This window comes from Lapidilactobacillus bayanensis (genome assembly GCF_003946695.1).
GTDB classification, from domain to species: Bacteria; Bacillota; Bacilli; order Lactobacillales; family Lactobacillaceae; genus Lapidilactobacillus; species Lapidilactobacillus bayanensis.
This window is the reverse complement of record NZ_RHOX01000006.1, coordinates 77,748-95,785: the sequence shown is the minus strand read 5'-3', so window position 1 is coordinate 95,785 and position 18,038 is coordinate 77,748. Positions and strand designations below refer to the sequence as shown.

Here is an 18,038-nt window from a genome sequence, read left to right as displayed (position 1 = left end):
GCAAATTTGATTAATCAAATGTTTCTGTTGCTTGTAATCTAAGTAAATATTTTTTCAATGCTTGATTTTGTGCTTGTTGCAATTGCGGATCAGCAATGAACAATTCGCGAGCCACTTGATGGGCGGCAACTAGAATATTATTGTTCGTTACTGGATCACCCATTTGAAAATCTGGCAAGCCTGATTGCTTATCACCAAAAATATCACCTTGACCACGTAATTTTAAGTCTGCTTCTGCTAACTTGAAGCCATCATTAGTCTCAGTCATAATCTCCATCCGTTTAACTGCCACTTCATTTTGTGGATCAGCAATCAAGAAACAATACGCCTGACGGTCGCCACGACCAACTCGTCCGCGTAACTGATGCAGCGTCGCCAATCCAAAACGATCGGCATTATAAATAATCATAATATTAGCATTAGGCACATCAACGCCAACTTCCACAACCGTTGTCGCGACTAATACCTGAATTTCATTATGATTAAAAGCGGCCATCTTGTCAGCCTTTTCCTCGGCTGTCATCTGTCCGTGTAATAAAGCCACTTGATATCTTGGTGCGAAATACTGCGTCAACTGTTCCGCCAAATCTTCGGCGTTCTTCAAATTAACCGAGTCTGATTCACTAATCAATGGCGCGATCACGAACGCTTGATCACCATGGTCTATTTGATTACGCGTTATTGCCAAGGCCTGATCAGCTTGATTAATCTTTAACCAGCTAGTCTCCACTGGGCGTCGTCCTGCAGGTAATTCATCAATCGTGGAAATATCCATTTCACCATAAGTCGTAATTGCTAGCGTTCGCGGAATCGGTGTTGCCGTCATCGACAAAATATCAGGATTCAAACCTTTTTCACGGAAGGCACGCCGTTGATTCACGCCGAAGCGATGTTGCTCATCAATCACGATGAAACCTAATTTATGAAATGTAATAGCATCTTGAATTAAAGCATGCGTTCCAATAATAATATTAGCACGACCAGTCTCAATTGCCATTAATGCGTTTTGCCGCGGCTTACTCTTCATCGAACCTGTTAACAGCGTCACTGTCACCTGCATTGGTTCAAAAAGTTTGACCAACTTTTCATAATGTTGCTCTGCTAGAATTTCCGTGGGCACCATTAACGCAGCTTGATAACCAGCTGTTACCGCCGCAAACATCGCCATTGCAGCAACAACCGTTTTACCAGAACCAACGTCACCTTGTAACAAACGATTCATGTGAAGGGACGATTTTAAATCGGCACAAATTTCGTTAACGACTCGCTTTTGTGCATTGGTTAAGGCAAACGGTAGTGTGGCGATGAATTCTTTGAGAGCTGGCAAATCATAACCTAGTTGTAAACCGTCATCGGCTTCAGAATTCGTTAATCGCAATTGTTGGATTTTGGCTTCAAATAAGAAAAACTCACGAAAAATTGCCGTGCGCCGTGCTGCATTTGATTCGCTAATATTTTTAGGGAAATGCATTTGCTGCACTAAATCGTGATCCGCCATTAAACGATAATGTTCGCGAATATTGTCAGGAAGGATATTACCTAACAACAATCCATATTCATTGAACGCTGTTTGAATGAGCTCAATTAATTTTTTCTGCCGAACCTGTTTATTTACTGAATAGATCGGATCTAATTCATTCTCGGTATTTTGCGTAATAACTTTCATACCGACAACACTTTTACGTTGCGCGTTCCACTTACCGTAAACTGCCACGTCCTCTTCAGACTTGAACTTATCTTTCAACCAAGCCTGATTAAAAAACGTCACAATAACCACAACACCATCGATTAATAAGCGGACGCTCAAGCGATTCTTATGGGGACCAAAGAAGCTAACCACTGCCTCACTAACAACCTTACCTTTAAAAACTGCCTTTTCTTGATCCGCTAATTCTGCTAACGGTCGTGCCTGTAAATCATCATAACGAAAGGGAAAATAGAACAATAAATCGTTGATGGTATTAATATCTAAGCTTGCTAACGCAGTCACCGTTTTTGGGCCGACACCACTTAAGACAGCGACAGAATCAGTTAATGACTTTACCATGAATTCACCTCCTCATCAGTTTAATCCTAATCACTCGTTTGCCAAATAATATTTTTTGAACGCGTTAAACAAATGCGTGGGTTCAGGTTACATCCAGAATTTAACTGTTTTTCACCCACGTTTGTTTAGTTACCGTTGTGCAGAACGAAAACGGTGTTCAAGCATTTCACTTAAGTCAGCAATTAGTAAGTTCAAGAAGTAAATCTTTTTACTGCTTGCTTAATGCTCATTATCAACTCGAATTTTTTCATACCGCCATAAAAGGGCCAAGGCAAAGTGAAAAGTAACACGCCTCTGCCTTAGCCCTTATTGAAGCTGGGACAAAATCCCGGCGCCATTGATGTTATGTTTTGAAATGTGCTCAAAGCAACTGCTGGCAAGTAATTTAAGCGAAAATCTTGCTGCGTTGACACGCATCAATCTTTCCACTTAAACTAATGCCAGCAACCCGTTGCTTTTCTGCGCTCTAGATTTGAAACGTGCTGCAAAAGTCTGACAACTCCGCTTAAGCTAGCAATGAATAAGTTCAAAATGCGAACTTTTTCATTGCTTTCTTAATGCTCATTGTCAATCCGTTGTTTTCCGCACTCTGATTTGAAACGTGCTGCAAACAACTGACTGCGTATAATTTAAGCGTAAATCTCGCTGTGTTAACACACATCGATCTTTCCGTTTAAATTAAGGCAGTCAACCCGTTGCTTCTCCGCGCTCTGACCTGAAACGTGCTGCAAAAGTCTGACAACTCCGCTTAAGCTAGCAATGAATAAGTTCAAAATGCGAACTTTTTCATTGCTTTCTTAATGCTCATTGTCAATCCGTTGTTTTCCGCACTCTGATTTGAAACGTGCTGCAAACAACTGACTGCGTATAATTTAAGCGTAAATCTCGCTGTGTTAACACACATCGATCTTTCCGTTTAAATTAAGGCAGTCAACCCGTTGCTTCTCCGCGCTCTGACCTGAAACGTGCTGCAAAAGTCTGACAACTCCGCTTAAGCTAGCAATGAATAAGTTCAAAATGCGAACTTTTTCATTGCTTTCTTAATGCTCATTGTCAACCCGACTTTCTCCGCACTCTGATTTGAAACGTGCTACGAACAACTGGCCACAATGACTTTAAGCGTGAATCTCCTTGCGTTAGCACGCTAGGATCTTCCCGTTTAAAGTCATACCGCCAACCCGTTGTTTTCCGCACTCTGATCTATTACTCTACTGCGATTAAATAAGGATAGACGGGTTGATCGCCTTGGTGAATTTCGACTTCAACTTCGTCGTCAATGGCTGTGATGGCATCAGCGATTGTTTGCGCTTCTTGAGCGCTACCGGTTTGTCCGACTAGAATTGTCACGATCTCACTCTCATCGTCCAACATTTTAGTTGCCATCATAATTGCAGCTTGTAAACGATCAGCATCGTCAACGAGAATCTTGCCGTCAACAATCCCCATGTAATGACCTTCGTGAATTGCTAAGCCGTCAATTTCGGTATCACGAATAGCTTGTGTAACAGAACCGCTCTTAACCATGGCCAGTGCATCCGTCATTTCAGCAACATTATCAGCAACGCTAGCATCGGGATTAAAGGATAATAAAGCTGTCATCCCTTGAGAAATTGTCTTGCTTGGAACAATGCCAACTTCTTGTTCAACAACTTCTTGGGCTTGTTTGGCGGCTAATAAAATATTGCCGTTATTTGGCAGAACCATTACTTTTTTAGCATTGGTTGCTTTGATGGCATTGACAATATCTTCAGTACTTGGGTTCATTGTTTGACCACCACTTAAGACGTAAGTGACACCTAAGCTACGGAACAAGTCAGCGATACCTTCGCCTGAACCAATTGCCACCACGCCCCATTCTTGAGGCCCTTTAACCGGTCGTGGTTCATCGTTTTCAATAATCGTTTCATGTTGAATTCGCATGTTGTCAATTTTAATCTTAGCTAACGTACCGAATTTCCGACCATATGCGAAAACTTGACCAGGATGTTCTGTATGAACGTGGACTTTAACCACTTCATCATCAGCAACAACTAATAATGAATCCCCAATTTCATTTAAGTAATTGCGGAAAACTTGATAGTCAAATTTTTCAGTCGGTTGATTACCTTGACCTAATTCGACCATAATTTCTGTACAATAACCGTTTTTAATATCAGCGGTTGATAACTGGCTTTGAACAGATTGATGGTGACTGGCATTAACCATCTCATCCATTTCTTGCTCATCTGGCACGTAAACGTCCTTTTCAGACGTTTCACCAGTTAGGCCTTCCAAGAACCCTTGATAAATAAAAACCAAGCCTTGACCACCAGAATCGACAACGCCGACCTCTTTTAAAACGGGTAATAAATCTGGGGTGCTTGCTAAAGCGGTCTTAGAAGATTCAACAAGCGCTTGAACAACTTCAATAATATTGTTGCTTTCATTAGCCTTCAGCAAAGCGGCCTTAGCTGCCTCGCGAGCAACGGTTAAAATCGTCCCTTCAACTGGCTTCATGACAGCTTGATAAGCCGTTTTAACACCATCAGTAAACGCTGTTGCTAAATCTTGAGCGTCAAGGGTTGCTTTATTTTCTGTGCTCTTAGCGAAACCACGGAACAATTGAGATGTAATCACACCTGAGTTACCCCGGGCACCCATTAATAGGCCCTTGGCAAACTTCTTGGTTAACTCACCAACATGATCACTATTTGATTCGTTAACAGCTTTGGCACCAGATTTAACCGTCAAATTCATGTTTGTACCAGTATCACCATCTGGAACAGGGAAAACATTTAGTTGATTAACGAATTCAGCGTTACGACCTAAACGATGAGCAGCAACTCTAATCATATCTTGAAATTGCTTGCCTTGAATTTCTTTTAACTCCACGATTATATATTCCTCCTGAGGACAATCTAGCTTGGTGCGTTTAGTCTAATTCACCGACGACTTTAACGCCTTGAACAAAGACATTGACTGAGTTTGCTGCCATCCCCAGCATCGTATCCAGATTATATTTAACTTTATCTTGCACATTACGGCAAACTTCCGAAATCTTCGTGCCATAAGCAATAATAATATAAACATCAACAGCGACATCACGATCTTCTTGCCGCACCACAACACCGCGCGAATAGTGCTCACGTTTTAGAATTTCATTTAAATTATCACGAATCTGATTCTTGCTGGCCATACCAACGATACCGTAAATATCAGTTGCGGCGCCGCCAACCACTGTCGCGATGACATTATTTGCAATATCAATCTCGCCATATTTTGATTTAATTTTAACTGCCATAAGTGGCCTCCTAATTAGAAATCACTAACAAACAATATACACCTGAATGTATTTTAACATAGCAAAAAGCGTTTGGAAAATAGAAGTTCATTTACCAGAGTGCGAAAAGCAACGGGTTGATGGCATTAATTTTAGGGGAAAGATTGATGCATGCTAATGCAGCAAGATTTTCACTAAAATTATTTGCCATCAGTTGCTTTGAGCACGTTTTCAAAATCAGAGCGCGAAAGCCAACGGGTTGGGTGTTTGTATTTAAACGGGAAGATTGATGCATGACAATGCAGCAAGATTCACGCTTAAATACACGACACCCAGTTGCCTTGAGCACGTTTCAGCCAGAGTGTGGAGAAAGTCGAATTGACAATGAGCATTAAGCCAGCTATGAAAAAGTTCGTATTTTGAACTTATTCATAGCTGGCTTAAGCGGAGTTGTCAGACTTTCGTAGCACGTTTCAGCCAGAGTGCAGAGAACAACCGGTTACCAGCATTAATTTAAACGGGAAGATCATTGCATGACAATGCATCAAGATTCACGCTTAATTACACCATCGCCAGTTGTTCGCAGCACATTTGCTCAAACGAACAACAAGACATTATCGCTGACGAACGACAAACAAATCGCCGGTCACTAAGTTTTACTTGTAAAACCTTGCTATCTATGATAAATTAAGTCAGTGAGTTTTTTTAGAAAACATGACCAAAGGAGGTTCACACATGGCTAAAGATATTATCACAGGACGTCATACAAGTTTTGGCAATAAGCGTTCACACGCGCTTAATTCATCACGCCGTACTTGGAAGCCAAACCTTCAAAAGGTTCGTATTTTAGTTGACGGCAAGCCTAAGCGCGTTTGGGTTTCAGCTCGCGCTCTTAAATCAGGTAAAGTTACTCGCGTCTAATAAAAATAGAACAACTTTGAACAAAAAAACCACTGACAATAATGTCAGTGGTTTTTTTTGATAGTCGTGGCAAGAAGCTGAGTAGCGTTTTATGACAAGTCCGGACAAAAGGAACTGAGATTTTGATCCCAATTTCCCTTTCTTTTTAATCAATCGTGACTTAAAATCACAGCAACAATTCCAGCGGTGAAATTAAAACATGCCGGCTTGTCCCTGATAAATTCATTACTGGACCAAGAAACTGGATTATCTGCTGAAAAGTCAGTTAATTCATACCTAACCTGCCGCAACGTCAAGTTCTTAACCGGCGTTAAATTGGCAAAAGCTAAATATTGATAACCCGCCTGATAAGGCAGTTGATAATTCCCAGACGGATAAAAGGTGACTTGATTAAACTCGTCAATAATCGTCACTTGCTGCAACCACGCTTGAAAACGTGGATCAGTCATCATAAATAAATTAACCAGCGAATGATCAATACGGCCACCAGTTGCCCCAAAGATATTGACCTGTGTTGCTTTTAGATCAACAAACGCGGTGATAACGCTCATTTGTGAATCGGTGAAATCTTTTTCAGCCTTTGCATAGCGAATATCTGCAACTTGTGTTTCAATTTGTTGCCGCTCTACTACTGCTAACGAATCATAATCGCCCACCGCAATTACTGGCTTAATTTGTTGATTTAATAAATAAATGATCCCGTGGTCAACACCGAGCCAAGTTTCACCCCGACGCCGTTTGATCTCATCTATGGGAATCAATGCAGTTGGTCCGCCCAACATAATATTTACAACTTTTTCGCTCAAAATCGTCCCTCATTACTTAAAAAATTGAATTTATGATTTGCGATACACCGGTCGTAAATGACTTAATTCATCATGAATCTGTAAATAGTCGGCGTAACGAAAATTAGCAATTGTTCCTTTTTCGACTGCAGCTTTAACGACACAATCAGGTTCCCGTAAATGCTGACAGCCTCTAAAACGACAACCATCCGCAATTTCTGGGAACTCCACGAAATATTGCCCTAACTCACCAACATCTAACTGACTCAAATCTAATGACGAAAAACCTGGCGTATCAGCAATCGCGCCACCTACACCAAGTGGATACAACGTGACGGTTCGCGTCGTATGACGTCCACGATTCAAACTTTGCGAAATCTCGGCCGTCGTTAATTTTAGCTCAGGTAACAAATGATTGAGTAAGGTTGACTTACCTGCGCCAGACTGACCCATCACCATTAATGTCTTGCCTGCTGCCGCTGCCTCAATATCAGCAAAATCTGACGTTTGGTGAGTATAAACTTGATAGCCGATTTTAAGGTACGCGTCAAAAATTGGCGTCAACTTTGTTAACTGAGATTCTGATAACAAGTCAGTCTTGCTTACATAAATCAAGGCGTCCATTTTATTGGCAGCCAGATAAACTAGGTAACGATCCAATAAGTTCGTCGAAAAATCCGGTTCGACCGCGCTCATGACCACAATTGCTAAATCCAAGTTAGCCATTGGTGGACGCACTAATACATTGCGCCGCGGTTGAACCGCCAATATATAACCGGCTTCAAATTCGACATGATCCCCGACAACAGGCTTAATTTTTTGCTGACGAAAGTTTCCCCGAGCTCGCGTTCGTTCAATGGTTCCTTCCCCAGTCAACACATCATAAAAGCCACTAATTGATTTAATAATTTTACCTGTTTGCATTTTTCACCTTAGTCTGCTGTCATATCTTCATTAAGAATTTCTTCACCATCGCGGGTAATTTTAATTTTGGCGGTTTGATCAGTCTTCACTTTGAAATTCACTGTGATTTTAGTATCGTGAGTAATCGACATTGTCTTGTAAACACTACCAATATTGTTTTCGGCATCGCCAATATAGACCTCAATCTTATTGGCTGCTGTGGATGAACTCGAAGAATTCGAACCCGTATTACTGCTACTGGACGTATCTGCACTTGCCTGATAAGGAATCGTAATCTCTTTTGAAAAACTAGTCACTTTATTCGGATCTTTTCCTTGAGAAATGGTGACCGTCAAAGTTGACTCAGGTTGAACCTTACTTCCAGCAGCCGGGCTTTGCTTCATGACTAGGCCCTTGTCAACATCATCAGAATAATCTTTCTCAATAGACAGTATTAAATTGTTAGACTGCGCGTAATCCTTGGCGCTATCTTCAGTATACTTCTTAACCAAGTCGACTAAGGTAACATCTGCTTTACCCGTACTAACCGTTAAGGTCACTGTTGTTTCTGAAGGAACAGCTTTTTCGTCGGCATCTAAATCTTGAGTCATCACGGTGCCACTAGCAACTGAGTCAGAACTTGCGTCTTTTCGTTGAACACTAAAACCTTTAGCGGTTAATTTAGCATAGGCGGTGTTGTAAAGATCACCTGTATAATCACCAACTCGAACTTTAGGCAGACCGCTACTAACTGTCAACGTAATTTCGGTATCTTTGGGCACAACCCGTTTATTGGCCTTGATGCTTTGTTTAATAATATGACCCTCATCAATTGTCCGCGATGATTTCTCCTGACGTTTAACAATAAATCCTTGTTTAGCCAGCGCTGCCGCCACGGTCTCATAACTTTGATCATGATAATTAACAACTCGATAAGTTTTGGCCCCACGACTTAATACTAAGTCAACCTTCGTTCCGTTTTTGATCGAACTTTTTTCTGCTGGCAAACTACGAACGACCAAGCCTTTATTAACTTTAGCGTTTGTTTCGTATGCAATCTTGCCGAGCTGTAAATCATTCTTAACCAAAGCATCTTCGGCCTCACTCTGGGTCATTCCTGCCATATTAGGCACGTTGACATCGCGATTCGTCACCATCAAAGCAATGAAAAAACCAACCAATAATAAAAGGATTGCCGCCACACCAGCAATCAAAGGCCACCGCCGCTGACGTGCTCGTTTCGGTGTTTTCGCCGGCTGTAAAACTGGTTCGGGTGTTGGCTTCTGCGGTTCTTTTGTTTCCGCTTTGACAACCGATTCCTTACGTTGATTGGTCTTGGCAAACGTTTCTGGCATTATTCTAGTTGCACCCAGAATGTCCGGATTGACCGTACTCATAAATTTGGTTTCATCTGCCCGATCGGCATTTAACGATGTTCGCAAATCTGCGGCCATAACTGCGGCGGATTGATAACGTTGCTTTGGATCTTTGGCCGTTGCTTTTAAAACAACATTTTCCATGGCCTGAGGAATTTCAGCATCGGTGGCACGCACTGAGGGCATATCCTCATGGAAATGTTTCAAGGCGATTGAAACTGCCGAGTCGCCAGCAAAAGGAACTTTTCCAGTTAATAATTCAAACAAAATAATCCCCAAAGCATAAATATCAGATTGGGGTGTTGGCAAACTACCACGTGCTTGTTCAGGTGAAATATAGTGGACAGAACCTAGTAACGAATTCGTCTGTGTCACTGACTTATCACTAAGCGCCACTGCGATTCCGAAGTCGGCGATTTTAGCTTGACCGTCTTTAGTCATTAAAATATTCTGCGGTTTTAGATCACGGTGAATAATCCCTTTACTATGTGCCAATTGTACGGCCGACAAGATTTGCGTCATGATTGCCACAACCTTGGTCAGTGGAAACGGATAGTGTTGTTCGATATAAGATTTCAGATTACTGCCGTCAATATATTCCATGACGATATATTGAACACCATTATCTTCCCCCACATCATAAACACTCACAATATTTGGATGAGATAGTTCACATGTTGCCTTGGCTTCGCGCTGAAATCTTCGAATAGTTGCCTGGTCATGTTGTAAATCCAATCGTAAAACTTTAACTGCTACACGCCGATGCAAGATTGTATCTTCGGCTAAGTAAACATTAGCCATACCACCTTCACCGAGCGTGTCGAGGATTTCGTAGCGACCAGAAACTAGATAGCCGCGATCCATCATTGATGACTTACCTCCACATCAGTTGCTGCCGGTTGCACGAGCAAGACACTGATATTATCCAATCCGCCATTAACATTTGCCTGCACAATTAAACGTTGTGCTTTTTCATCGAGCGAAATATCTTCCGTAGTTAAAATCTTTTCAATATCTTCATCGGGTACCATATTGGTCAGACCATCTGTACAAAGTAAGAACAGATCGTCTTGATGCCAAGTACCGTGGGTTGAATCTGGTTGAACATCTTTAGAAATACCTAAAGTTCGCGTGATAACATTCTTTTGTGGGTGATTTTTAGCCTGTTCTGGACTAATTTTGCCATATTTGACTAACTCATTGACTAACGAATGGTCCTCAGTAATCTGCTTCAACTTGCCATCACGTAACAAGTAACCTCGACTATCACCAATATTCGTTACCAAATAATGATTGTCCACAACCATTATTGCAACGAAGGTTGTCCCCATGCCGGTCAAATCAGAGAATTTGCTAGAAACATTAATTAACCGCGAATTTTCATTGGTTAGTTCGTCTAACAACCAATCGCGTAAATCATGAATCTTCGCAAAACCAGTCTCCAAAAAATCATGGCCAATTTGCGAAACTGCCATTTCTGAAGCGACATCGCCGCCTAAATGACCGCCCATCCCGTCAGCCACAATGCCGAAAAGAACGCCGGCCTTGTTTTTGAAAACTGAAACGTAATCCTGATTATTCTCTCGTCGTTTACCAATATCTGTTAAGTACGCAATCTTCATATTATTCACCAACTCAGTGTATTCGTTTTAAACAAGCTATGAAAAAACCATCTGTTTGATAGTCGTCTAATAATAGCTGAAACATTTCTTGATCGCCAGCCCAGTTAATATCTTGAGCAGCTTTAACCTTAATTAAGGCAAAATTTGAATGAGTTTGCAAGAATTTTTGCACCACATCCTGGTTTTCAGCAGCAAGAATTGTACAAGTACTGTAAACCATCAAGCCGCCAACCTTTAATTTTGACGCTGATGCTGCCAAAATCGCACCTTGAATTTCTGGTAAGCGTGCAATATCTTGCGCTTGTTTAGCGTAACGGATTTCTGGCTTACGCCGCATTAATCCCAAGCCAGAGCACGGTGCATCAACCAAAATACGATCAAAAGTTTCGTTTGCAAAAACTTTACCAACTTTACGGGCATCTAATTCCAAAGTTGTCAGTCGATCGGCCACGCCCATGCGTTCAGCATTTTCTTCCACCAATTTTAGTTTTCGCTGATGAATATCTAATGCCGTGATTGCACCGCCTTGAGCTGGGTCAAGATAAGTTGCAATATGTGTGGTTTTGCCGCCAGGTGCAGAACAAGCATCAAGTACTTTTTGTTGAGGTTCAACTTGCAAACTTGGTGCCACTAACATCGAGCTTTCATCTTGGACGGTAATATCACCATTCTTAAAAGCAGCTGTTTGGGCAAAACTACCGCCATCCGCCGTAATACCGACAGGACTAACTGCACTTGGCTGAATGTCGGTGAAAGAAGCAGCTAGTTCAGTCACCATTTCATCACGAGTTGTCTGCAAAGTGTTAACTCGTGCAGAGGCACGTGGTGGTTGGTTAACTACTGCTAACATTTGGACACAACGCTCATAACCATACTGGTCTACTAATCGTTGAGTTAACCATAAAGGGACGCTATCAACAATGCTTAAGCGAGTGACATCATCCTCAATCTTGTCATAATCTTGCTCACCAGCTCGTTGAACATGGCGCAAAACCGCATTCACCAATTTAACGTAACGCTCATGATCTCGCGTCTTGGCAATTTCATTGGCCTCATTTAAGATCGCATGTGCGGGAACTTTGTCTAAGAAGAACATTTGGTATAAGGACATTCGTAATAACATTTGCACCCAAATTGGTAAATTATCAGGTGTTTTCACAAAAGCCCGCCAGTTATAATCTAAACGTAATTGCCATTGAATCGTGCCATAAACTAAGCGAGTTACTAAATGTTTGTCAAGATCAGACAGTTTTTCATGCTGCAATAAATGATTTAAACTTAAATTTGCGTAGCGATGTTGCTGCTCAATACTTTCTAGCAGTGTGACAGCGAGGTAACGCGGTGTTTTATTCTGCATCTGTAACCACCATTTGACCGGCTGATAAATCGCGGCCAGTTCCATTCATATAAGCGCTAATTGGCATTTTTTTCTTACCAGCGGACTGTAATTCACTAATCGCCCAGACTGAACCTGAACCTGCAGCTAACCACAAGTTCTTCTTGTCGGCTTTAACAACACTGCCCGGATCAAGACTGGTGGATAAGTCTGCAGCATAACTGGTCCAAATCTTCGTCCGCTCACCATTCAAATTTAAATACGCCACTGGATCAGGATTTAAGGCGCGAACTTTATTCGTTAATTGTTGCGCGGTTAAATGCAAATCCAGTTGTTCTTCTGCCGGTGCAATATTAGGCGCAATTGTGACTTTTTCTTCGTCTTGAGGCACCTTGATCATGGTCTGATTAATAATCTTAGGTAATGTTTCTAATAATAAGTCCCGTCCAGCGATGCTTAATTTAGCAAAGACATCAGCATTCGTGTCTTCCGGTAAAATTGGCACTTTGACTTGGCTAAACATATCACCGGCATCCATTTTTGCAATCATTTCCATGATTGTAACCCCAGTTTCAGTGTCACCGTTCATAATAGCGCGCTGAATTGGTGCACCACCTCGATATTGTGGTAACAATGATCCGTGCACATTAACTGGCATAATTTTAGCGGCGGCTAATAATTTCTTCGGTAAGAATTGACCATAAGCTGCCGTCACAATTAAATCTGGTGCCAAGTCAATTAATGTTTGTAACTCATCACTCTTTGTTAATTTCGTCGGCTGATAAACTGGTAAATTTAACTGTTCTGCAACAACTTTAACTGGTGATGGTGTCAAGATCTTTTTGCGGCCGATCGGCTTGTCTGGCTGTGTCACCACCGCCAGAATTTCATAATCCGAACTATTTGCTAATGCTTCTAAAATTGGCACAGAAAAGTCCGGTGTACCCATAAAAATAATTGATGTCATGCTGAACTCCTTAATCCTTCGTGGTTAAACTCGTGCAGTCTTTCATTGCTGCCTCGCTACTAATAAAAATATGGTTGACTAAACCTACATAAATTGCAGTGGTTCACGGTCAACACGTAATTGAAAACCTTGATTGGTCTTACTCTGCATCTTTATTATAAGGGTCTGCAAGGCTTTCAGCAATCTTGGTTCGGATTTATACTTAATAATTAACTGATAATAGTACTGATTATTGATTCGGGTGATCATTCGTGCCGTCGGTCCTAAGACAATGGCGGCGTCTGAAAGTTGCGGCTGTAACCAGTTTTGAATTTGATAAATCTTCTGGACAGCTTGATCTTCTTGACGATGATTAACACTGATCAGAATCGTATAATAATACGGTGGATAGCCACCTTGGTGCCGAATTCCCATTTCCTTCTGGTAAAAAGCTTCATAGTTTTGTGCTGCGGCTAATTGAACCGCATAATTCTCTGGATTATAGGTTTGAATGAAAACCTCACCTTGTTTATCGGCACGACCAGCACGGCCACTCACTTGCGTCAATAACTGAAAGGTGCGCTCACTAGCGCGGAAATCAGGTAAACTTAACGACGTATCAGCGTTGATTACCCCAACTAAAGTAACGTCAGGGAAATCTAATCCCTTCGCTACCATTTGTGTTCCCAGCAAAATATCGGCTTGGTGGGCACCAAATTGTTTAATGATTCGTTCATGACCGCCTTTACGTGCTGTTGTATCCACATCCATCCGTAAAATACGGACTGTTGGCAATAATTCTTGAATTTCTCGTTCAACCTTTTGAGTGCCACTACCGTAACTGCGAATGTTCTGACTGTGACATTGGGGACATTCGGTAGGGACGGCTTCTTGATGACCACAATAATGGCATTTCAATGAATGACTATCACGGTGCAGCGTTAACGAAATATCACAATTCGGACATTTTATCACATTGCCACAATCACGACACAAAATAAAATTAGCATAGCCTCGTCGATTCAACAACAACACACTTTGCTCATGGCGCTGCAGTCGTAAACGTAACTGCTCGACCAATTGAAGTGAAAGATCTGACTTACCGGCAACTTTTTCAACTTGGCGCATATCCACAATATTCACTTGCGGCATTTGAATTGTGTTGGGACGTTTGGTGAGGCGTAAAAGCTGATAAAGCCCTTTTTGTGCCCGGGCACGCGATTCTAATGATGGTGTCGCACTGCCCAGAATAACGGGGCAATGATATGTTTCTGCACGTTTTAAGAGCACATCACGAGCATGGTAGCGCGGCATATCTTCTTGCTTGTAACTACTCTCATGTTCTTCGTCCAGAATCATAATACCGATATTTGTTAACGGCGCAAAAGCCGCTGAACGCGCACCAACGACAACCTGTGCTTCACCTCGTTCAATGCGGCGCCATTCATCGTAGCGTTCACCACCAGACAAGCCACTGTGTAAAACCGCAACTTTCCCAGGAAAGCGACCTTGAACCCGCTCAACCATTTGCGGCGTTAATGAAATTTCTGGTACCAACATCAAGGCAGTTTTACCAGCAGTTAACGCATGCTGCATTGCGTCCAAATAAACTTCAGTTTTGCCGCTGCCCGTCACACCTTCTAATAGAAATGTTGTGGCGTTTCCTTGATCCATCTGATCAACGATGGCGTTAAATGCATCTTGCTGCTCTGGCATTAGGCGTTTGGGTTCTGTCGCCCGAACAGCTGTTAATGGCTGGCGATAAACCTCAGCTGTTGTAACTTTAAGCCAGCCCTTCTTAACAGCCTGACTTAAAGTTGACATTTTCAAATCTGTAACTTTGGCTAACCAAGTCGTTGTGTTGCCACTAAAACTCTGTTGACTGCTTAAAAAATCCAACAACAGTAACTGTTGTTTAGCATTACTGCGAGTCGTTTGCCGAATTTCTTGATATTTAGCGCTACTTAATTGACCACTGAAGATTTTTTCTTGCTTAATCTTTGTCTTTTGAGAAATCTGGTAGTCGATCGTTAATTGATCATTTTGTTCCAGTCGCTTAATTTCCGCCAATAATTCTGTTGAAATATTATCCGGAATTAATCCACCATCATCTCGGTCTAATAAAGCCTTTAAAGGATCATCCGCGGCCAAAGCAGTTCGCAACTGAAATCGCCGTTGATAATTCGCCCGTAACGCACTAGGCAACATCGTCTGCAAACAACTAATCAGAAAAGAAAACGTCTCTTGAGCTAACCATTCTGCTAACGACAACATTTCCGAATTTAAAACTGGATCTAAATCCAAAACTCGCGCAACTGGTTTTAATTTACCTTGAAAGTCTGAATTTGCAACGACACACCAAATAAATCCCTGTCGTAAGTGACCAGCACGCCCAAAAGGCACTAATACACGCACGCCAGGAACTACAAGAGCTGCTAAATCCTCTGGAATTTCATAATCAAAGGGACGATTTGTTTGCTGAGCAGGAATATCAATAATAACCTGTGCAACTGCCATATGAACCCTCCAAACAATTTAAATTAAAGCCGTTCACTAATTGTCGTCATAATCGTCAAAGCCATCTCTGCTTTCGACGTCATGGCAATTGTTTTAACTGTACCATCTTTAAAAATTATTTTACCAGCATTTTCGTCAGAGTCGAACCCACCCTGAGCACCACCAACGTTGTTGGCAATGATCATATTTAAATGTTTATGTTTTAACTTCTTCTGTGCATTAGCTTCCAAATCTTGTGTTTCCGCTGCAAAACCAGCCAAAAATTGCTGTTTCTTCTTTTTACCCAAGGACGCTAAAATGTCAGGATTTTTAATTAAGGTGAGTTTTAGTTCGTCTTCACCGTCAACCTTTTTAATCTTCTGATCGGCTGGCGTTGCAACTCGAAAATCGGCTGGTGCCGCCGCCATCACCACGGCGTCAACTTCTGCATAACGCACTTCAACAGCTGCTTGTAATTGCTCTGCTGTTGTGACGGTCACAACCTTTAAATCACCCTTGGGAAAATTGGGCTGCGTCGTAATTAACGTGACATTAGCGCCTAATAAACTTGCTGCTCTCGCTAATTCATAACCCATCTTGCCTGAAGAACGATTCCCAATAAAACGAACTGGATCAATCGCCTCACGAGTTCCACCTGCAGTCACAATAAATTTCTTTCCTTGTAAAACTTGCGGATGTGAATAGCGATAGAAAGCTGCGTAAACTGTTTCAATAATCGTTGCTGGTTCTGGTAAACGGCCTTTACCACTATAACCTTCAGCCAGTGGTCCGGTTTCTGGTGAAAAAACGGTTAAGCCACTTTCATTCAAAGAATATAAATTACGCTGTGTAACATGTTGAGCGTACATGACATCATTCATTGCCGGAAAAATATAAACAGGTTTATTACAAGCTAAAACGAGCGTCGTCGCTAAATTATCAGCAAACCCATTAGCCAATTTAGCAATGATATCTGCTGTTGCTGGTGCGATTACGACAAAATCAGCCCACATTGGCAAATCTAAATGGGTTAATTCTGCGACATTTTCAGAAATATAGTGATCATCATAAACCACATCTTGACTAACTGTTGCCAACGTTTTAACCGTCACGAAGTTTTTAGCATTCTCTGTGATGACGACTTTAACTTGAGCACCTTGCTTAATAAAAAGTCGCACTAACTGCGGCATTTTATACGCTGCAATTCCACCTGTAATAATCAATAGAACATGTTTTCCTGTAAACATCATGAATCACCTCAATGTAAAAATAGCCTTCAGAAACTCACAGCGAGTTGTGAAGGCTCAAAAAGATTTTAATTTTGTTCAGATTGGTCTGAATCGGCATCGTTAGTATCGGGATGATCGTCCCGTTCTGCCTCTTCGTGCTGTTCTTCTTGATCAATCGCTTCAGCATCTGCTTCTTTTAAATCAGAATTGGGATTGACAACAATTTTACCAGCTGCAACTTCTTCTAGCGCCATTCCGACGGTCTTGGATGACTTATAATCATCAAGCATCTCAAATTCGCCTGCTTCAAGTTGATGAGCGCGTTTAGCAGCCAAGATGGCCAATGAATAACGTGAATCAACTTTATCTAATAATTTATCGATTGATGGATATGAAATCATATTAGTTATCTCCTAACATCTTTTGGTACGCGCCTAACACGCGTGCAACGCGTAAATGTTCGCTAGCAATGATTTGTTCAATTCGTTTAACTGCCGAATCAACTTTATCATTCACTACAACGTAATCATAATTGGTCATTAAGTTAATTTCTTGACGTGCTTGCAACATCCGCTTCTTAATGGTTTCCGTATTATCGGTTCCCCGTTTAACAATTCGATCCTGTAATTCATGTAAATCAGGCGGTGCTAAAAAGATAAAGACACCATCGCTAACTTTACTACGTACTTGCATCGCACCGTTAACTTCAATCTCAAGCAAAACATCTTGTCCACTCTCTAATGTCTGATTAACATATTTCAATGGCGTGCCATAGTAATTGTCAACGTATTGGGCATACTCAAGCATACCACCATTGGCAATCTCTTCCTCAAATTCCGCCTTAGAAACGAAATAATAATCAACACCATTGACTTCACTAGGCCGCGGCTTACGCGTTGTCATCGAAATTGAATATTTGAATTGTTGGCCATATTTGTTAACCATCGCTTGGCGAACCGTCCCCTTGCCAACACCCGATGGTCCTGATAAAACGATTAACATTCCCTTATCCGACATTAAAAAGCTCCTAAAATAAAAACTTGATAATAATATTGTGCCCTTTTTGCTGACATTTTTCAAGTCCTAACCCGCATCAACCTTGCTGTTATGCGTTAAAA

At 41.6% G+C, this 18,038-nt stretch carries 13 protein-coding genes and 1 pseudogene; 1 reads left to right on the top strand and 13 read right to left on the bottom strand.

Going from position 1 to position 18,038, the window contains the following annotated elements; translation table 11 throughout:
• Positions 1 to 10: 10 nt before the first annotated feature.
• The 3 genes from recG to EKM65_RS03625 all read right to left on the bottom strand — a co-directional run bounded on the left by recG (position 11) and on the right by EKM65_RS03625 (position 5,327).
• Positions 11 to 2,047, bottom strand: a complete 2,037-nt coding sequence (recG, locus tag EKM65_RS03635; RefSeq protein WP_125605583.1) for an ATP-dependent DNA helicase RecG — start codon at positions 2,045 to 2,047, stop codon at positions 11 to 13.
• A 1,203-nt stretch (positions 2,048 to 3,250) separates the two neighbouring features.
• Positions 3,251 to 4,918 (bottom strand): DAK2 domain-containing protein, encoded by a 1,668-nt coding sequence (locus EKM65_RS03630; protein WP_125605581.1) that lies wholly within the window; start codon positions 4,916 to 4,918, stop codon positions 3,251 to 3,253.
• Between the two features lie 40 nt (positions 4,919 to 4,958).
• Positions 4,959 to 5,327 (bottom strand): Asp23/Gls24 family envelope stress response protein, encoded by a 369-nt coding sequence (locus EKM65_RS03625; RefSeq protein WP_125605579.1) that lies wholly within the window; start codon positions 5,325 to 5,327, stop codon positions 4,959 to 4,961.
• Between the two features lie 714 nt (positions 5,328 to 6,041).
• Between EKM65_RS03625 and rpmB the strand changes: the two genes are divergently transcribed.
• The gene (gene rpmB, locus EKM65_RS03620; protein ID WP_057754453.1) at positions 6,042 to 6,227 is read left to right on the top strand and encodes a 50S ribosomal protein L28; all 186 of its coding nucleotides are present in this window, start codon (positions 6,042 to 6,044) and stop codon (positions 6,225 to 6,227) included.
• A 149-nt stretch (positions 6,228 to 6,376) separates the two neighbouring features.
• Here the strand turns inward: rpmB and EKM65_RS03615 are convergent, their stop codons facing one another.
• The 10 genes and pseudogenes from EKM65_RS03615 to gmk form a co-directional block, all read right to left on the bottom strand.
• Positions 6,377 to 7,033, bottom strand: coding sequence for a thiamine diphosphokinase (locus EKM65_RS03615; RefSeq protein ID WP_125605577.1), 657 nt, complete (start codon positions 7,031 to 7,033; stop codon positions 6,377 to 6,379).
• A gap of 30 nt (positions 7,034 to 7,063) precedes the next feature.
• The gene (gene rsgA, locus EKM65_RS03610; RefSeq protein ID WP_125605575.1) at positions 7,064 to 7,936 is read right to left on the bottom strand and encodes a ribosome small subunit-dependent GTPase A; all 873 of its coding nucleotides are present in this window, start codon (positions 7,934 to 7,936) and stop codon (positions 7,064 to 7,066) included.
• Between the two features lie 8 nt (positions 7,937 to 7,944).
• Positions 7,945 to 10,158 carry a Stk1 family PASTA domain-containing Ser/Thr kinase gene (gene pknB / locus EKM65_RS03605; protein WP_125605573.1) on the bottom strand — a complete coding sequence of 738 codons (2,214 nt, stop codon included), beginning with the start codon at positions 10,156 to 10,158 and terminating at the stop codon, positions 7,945 to 7,947.
• Positions 10,155 to 10,913 carry a Stp1/IreP family PP2C-type Ser/Thr phosphatase gene (locus tag EKM65_RS03600; protein ID WP_125605571.1) on the bottom strand — a complete coding sequence of 253 codons (759 nt, stop codon included), beginning with the start codon at positions 10,911 to 10,913 and terminating at the stop codon, positions 10,155 to 10,157. The genes pknB and EKM65_RS03600 overlap by 4 nt, the downstream gene beginning before the upstream one ends.
• A 13-nt stretch (positions 10,914 to 10,926) precedes the next feature.
• Positions 10,927 to 12,270, bottom strand: coding sequence for a 16S rRNA (cytosine(967)-C(5))-methyltransferase RsmB (gene rsmB, locus EKM65_RS03595; protein ID WP_125605569.1), 1,344 nt, complete (start codon positions 12,268 to 12,270; stop codon positions 10,927 to 10,929).
• The gene (gene fmt / locus EKM65_RS03590; RefSeq protein ID WP_125605567.1) at positions 12,260 to 13,216 is read right to left on the bottom strand and encodes a methionyl-tRNA formyltransferase; all 957 of its coding nucleotides are present in this window, start codon (positions 13,214 to 13,216) and stop codon (positions 12,260 to 12,262) included. The genes rsmB and fmt overlap by 11 nt, the downstream gene beginning before the upstream one ends.
• A gap of 84 nt (positions 13,217 to 13,300) precedes the next feature.
• The gene (priA, locus tag EKM65_RS03585; RefSeq protein ID WP_125605565.1) at positions 13,301 to 15,712 is read right to left on the bottom strand and encodes a primosomal protein N'; all 2,412 of its coding nucleotides are present in this window, start codon (positions 15,710 to 15,712) and stop codon (positions 13,301 to 13,303) included.
• Between the two features lie 23 nt (positions 15,713 to 15,735).
• Positions 15,736 to 16,941 (bottom strand): bifunctional phosphopantothenoylcysteine decarboxylase/phosphopantothenate--cysteine ligase CoaBC, encoded by a 1,206-nt coding sequence (coaBC, locus tag EKM65_RS03580; protein ID WP_125605563.1) that lies wholly within the window; start codon positions 16,939 to 16,941, stop codon positions 15,736 to 15,738.
• A gap of 137 nt (positions 16,942 to 17,078) precedes the next feature.
• Positions 17,079 to 17,321: pseudogene (gene rpoZ, locus EKM65_RS03575) on the bottom strand (DNA-directed RNA polymerase subunit omega); the annotation flags it as partial.
• 1 nt (position 17,322) lies between these two features.
• Positions 17,323 to 17,937: a guanylate kinase gene (gene gmk / locus EKM65_RS03570; protein WP_125605559.1), complete on the bottom strand. Its 615-nt coding sequence runs from the start codon at positions 17,935 to 17,937 to the stop codon at positions 17,323 to 17,325.
• Positions 17,938 to 18,038: the final 101 nt, after the last annotated feature.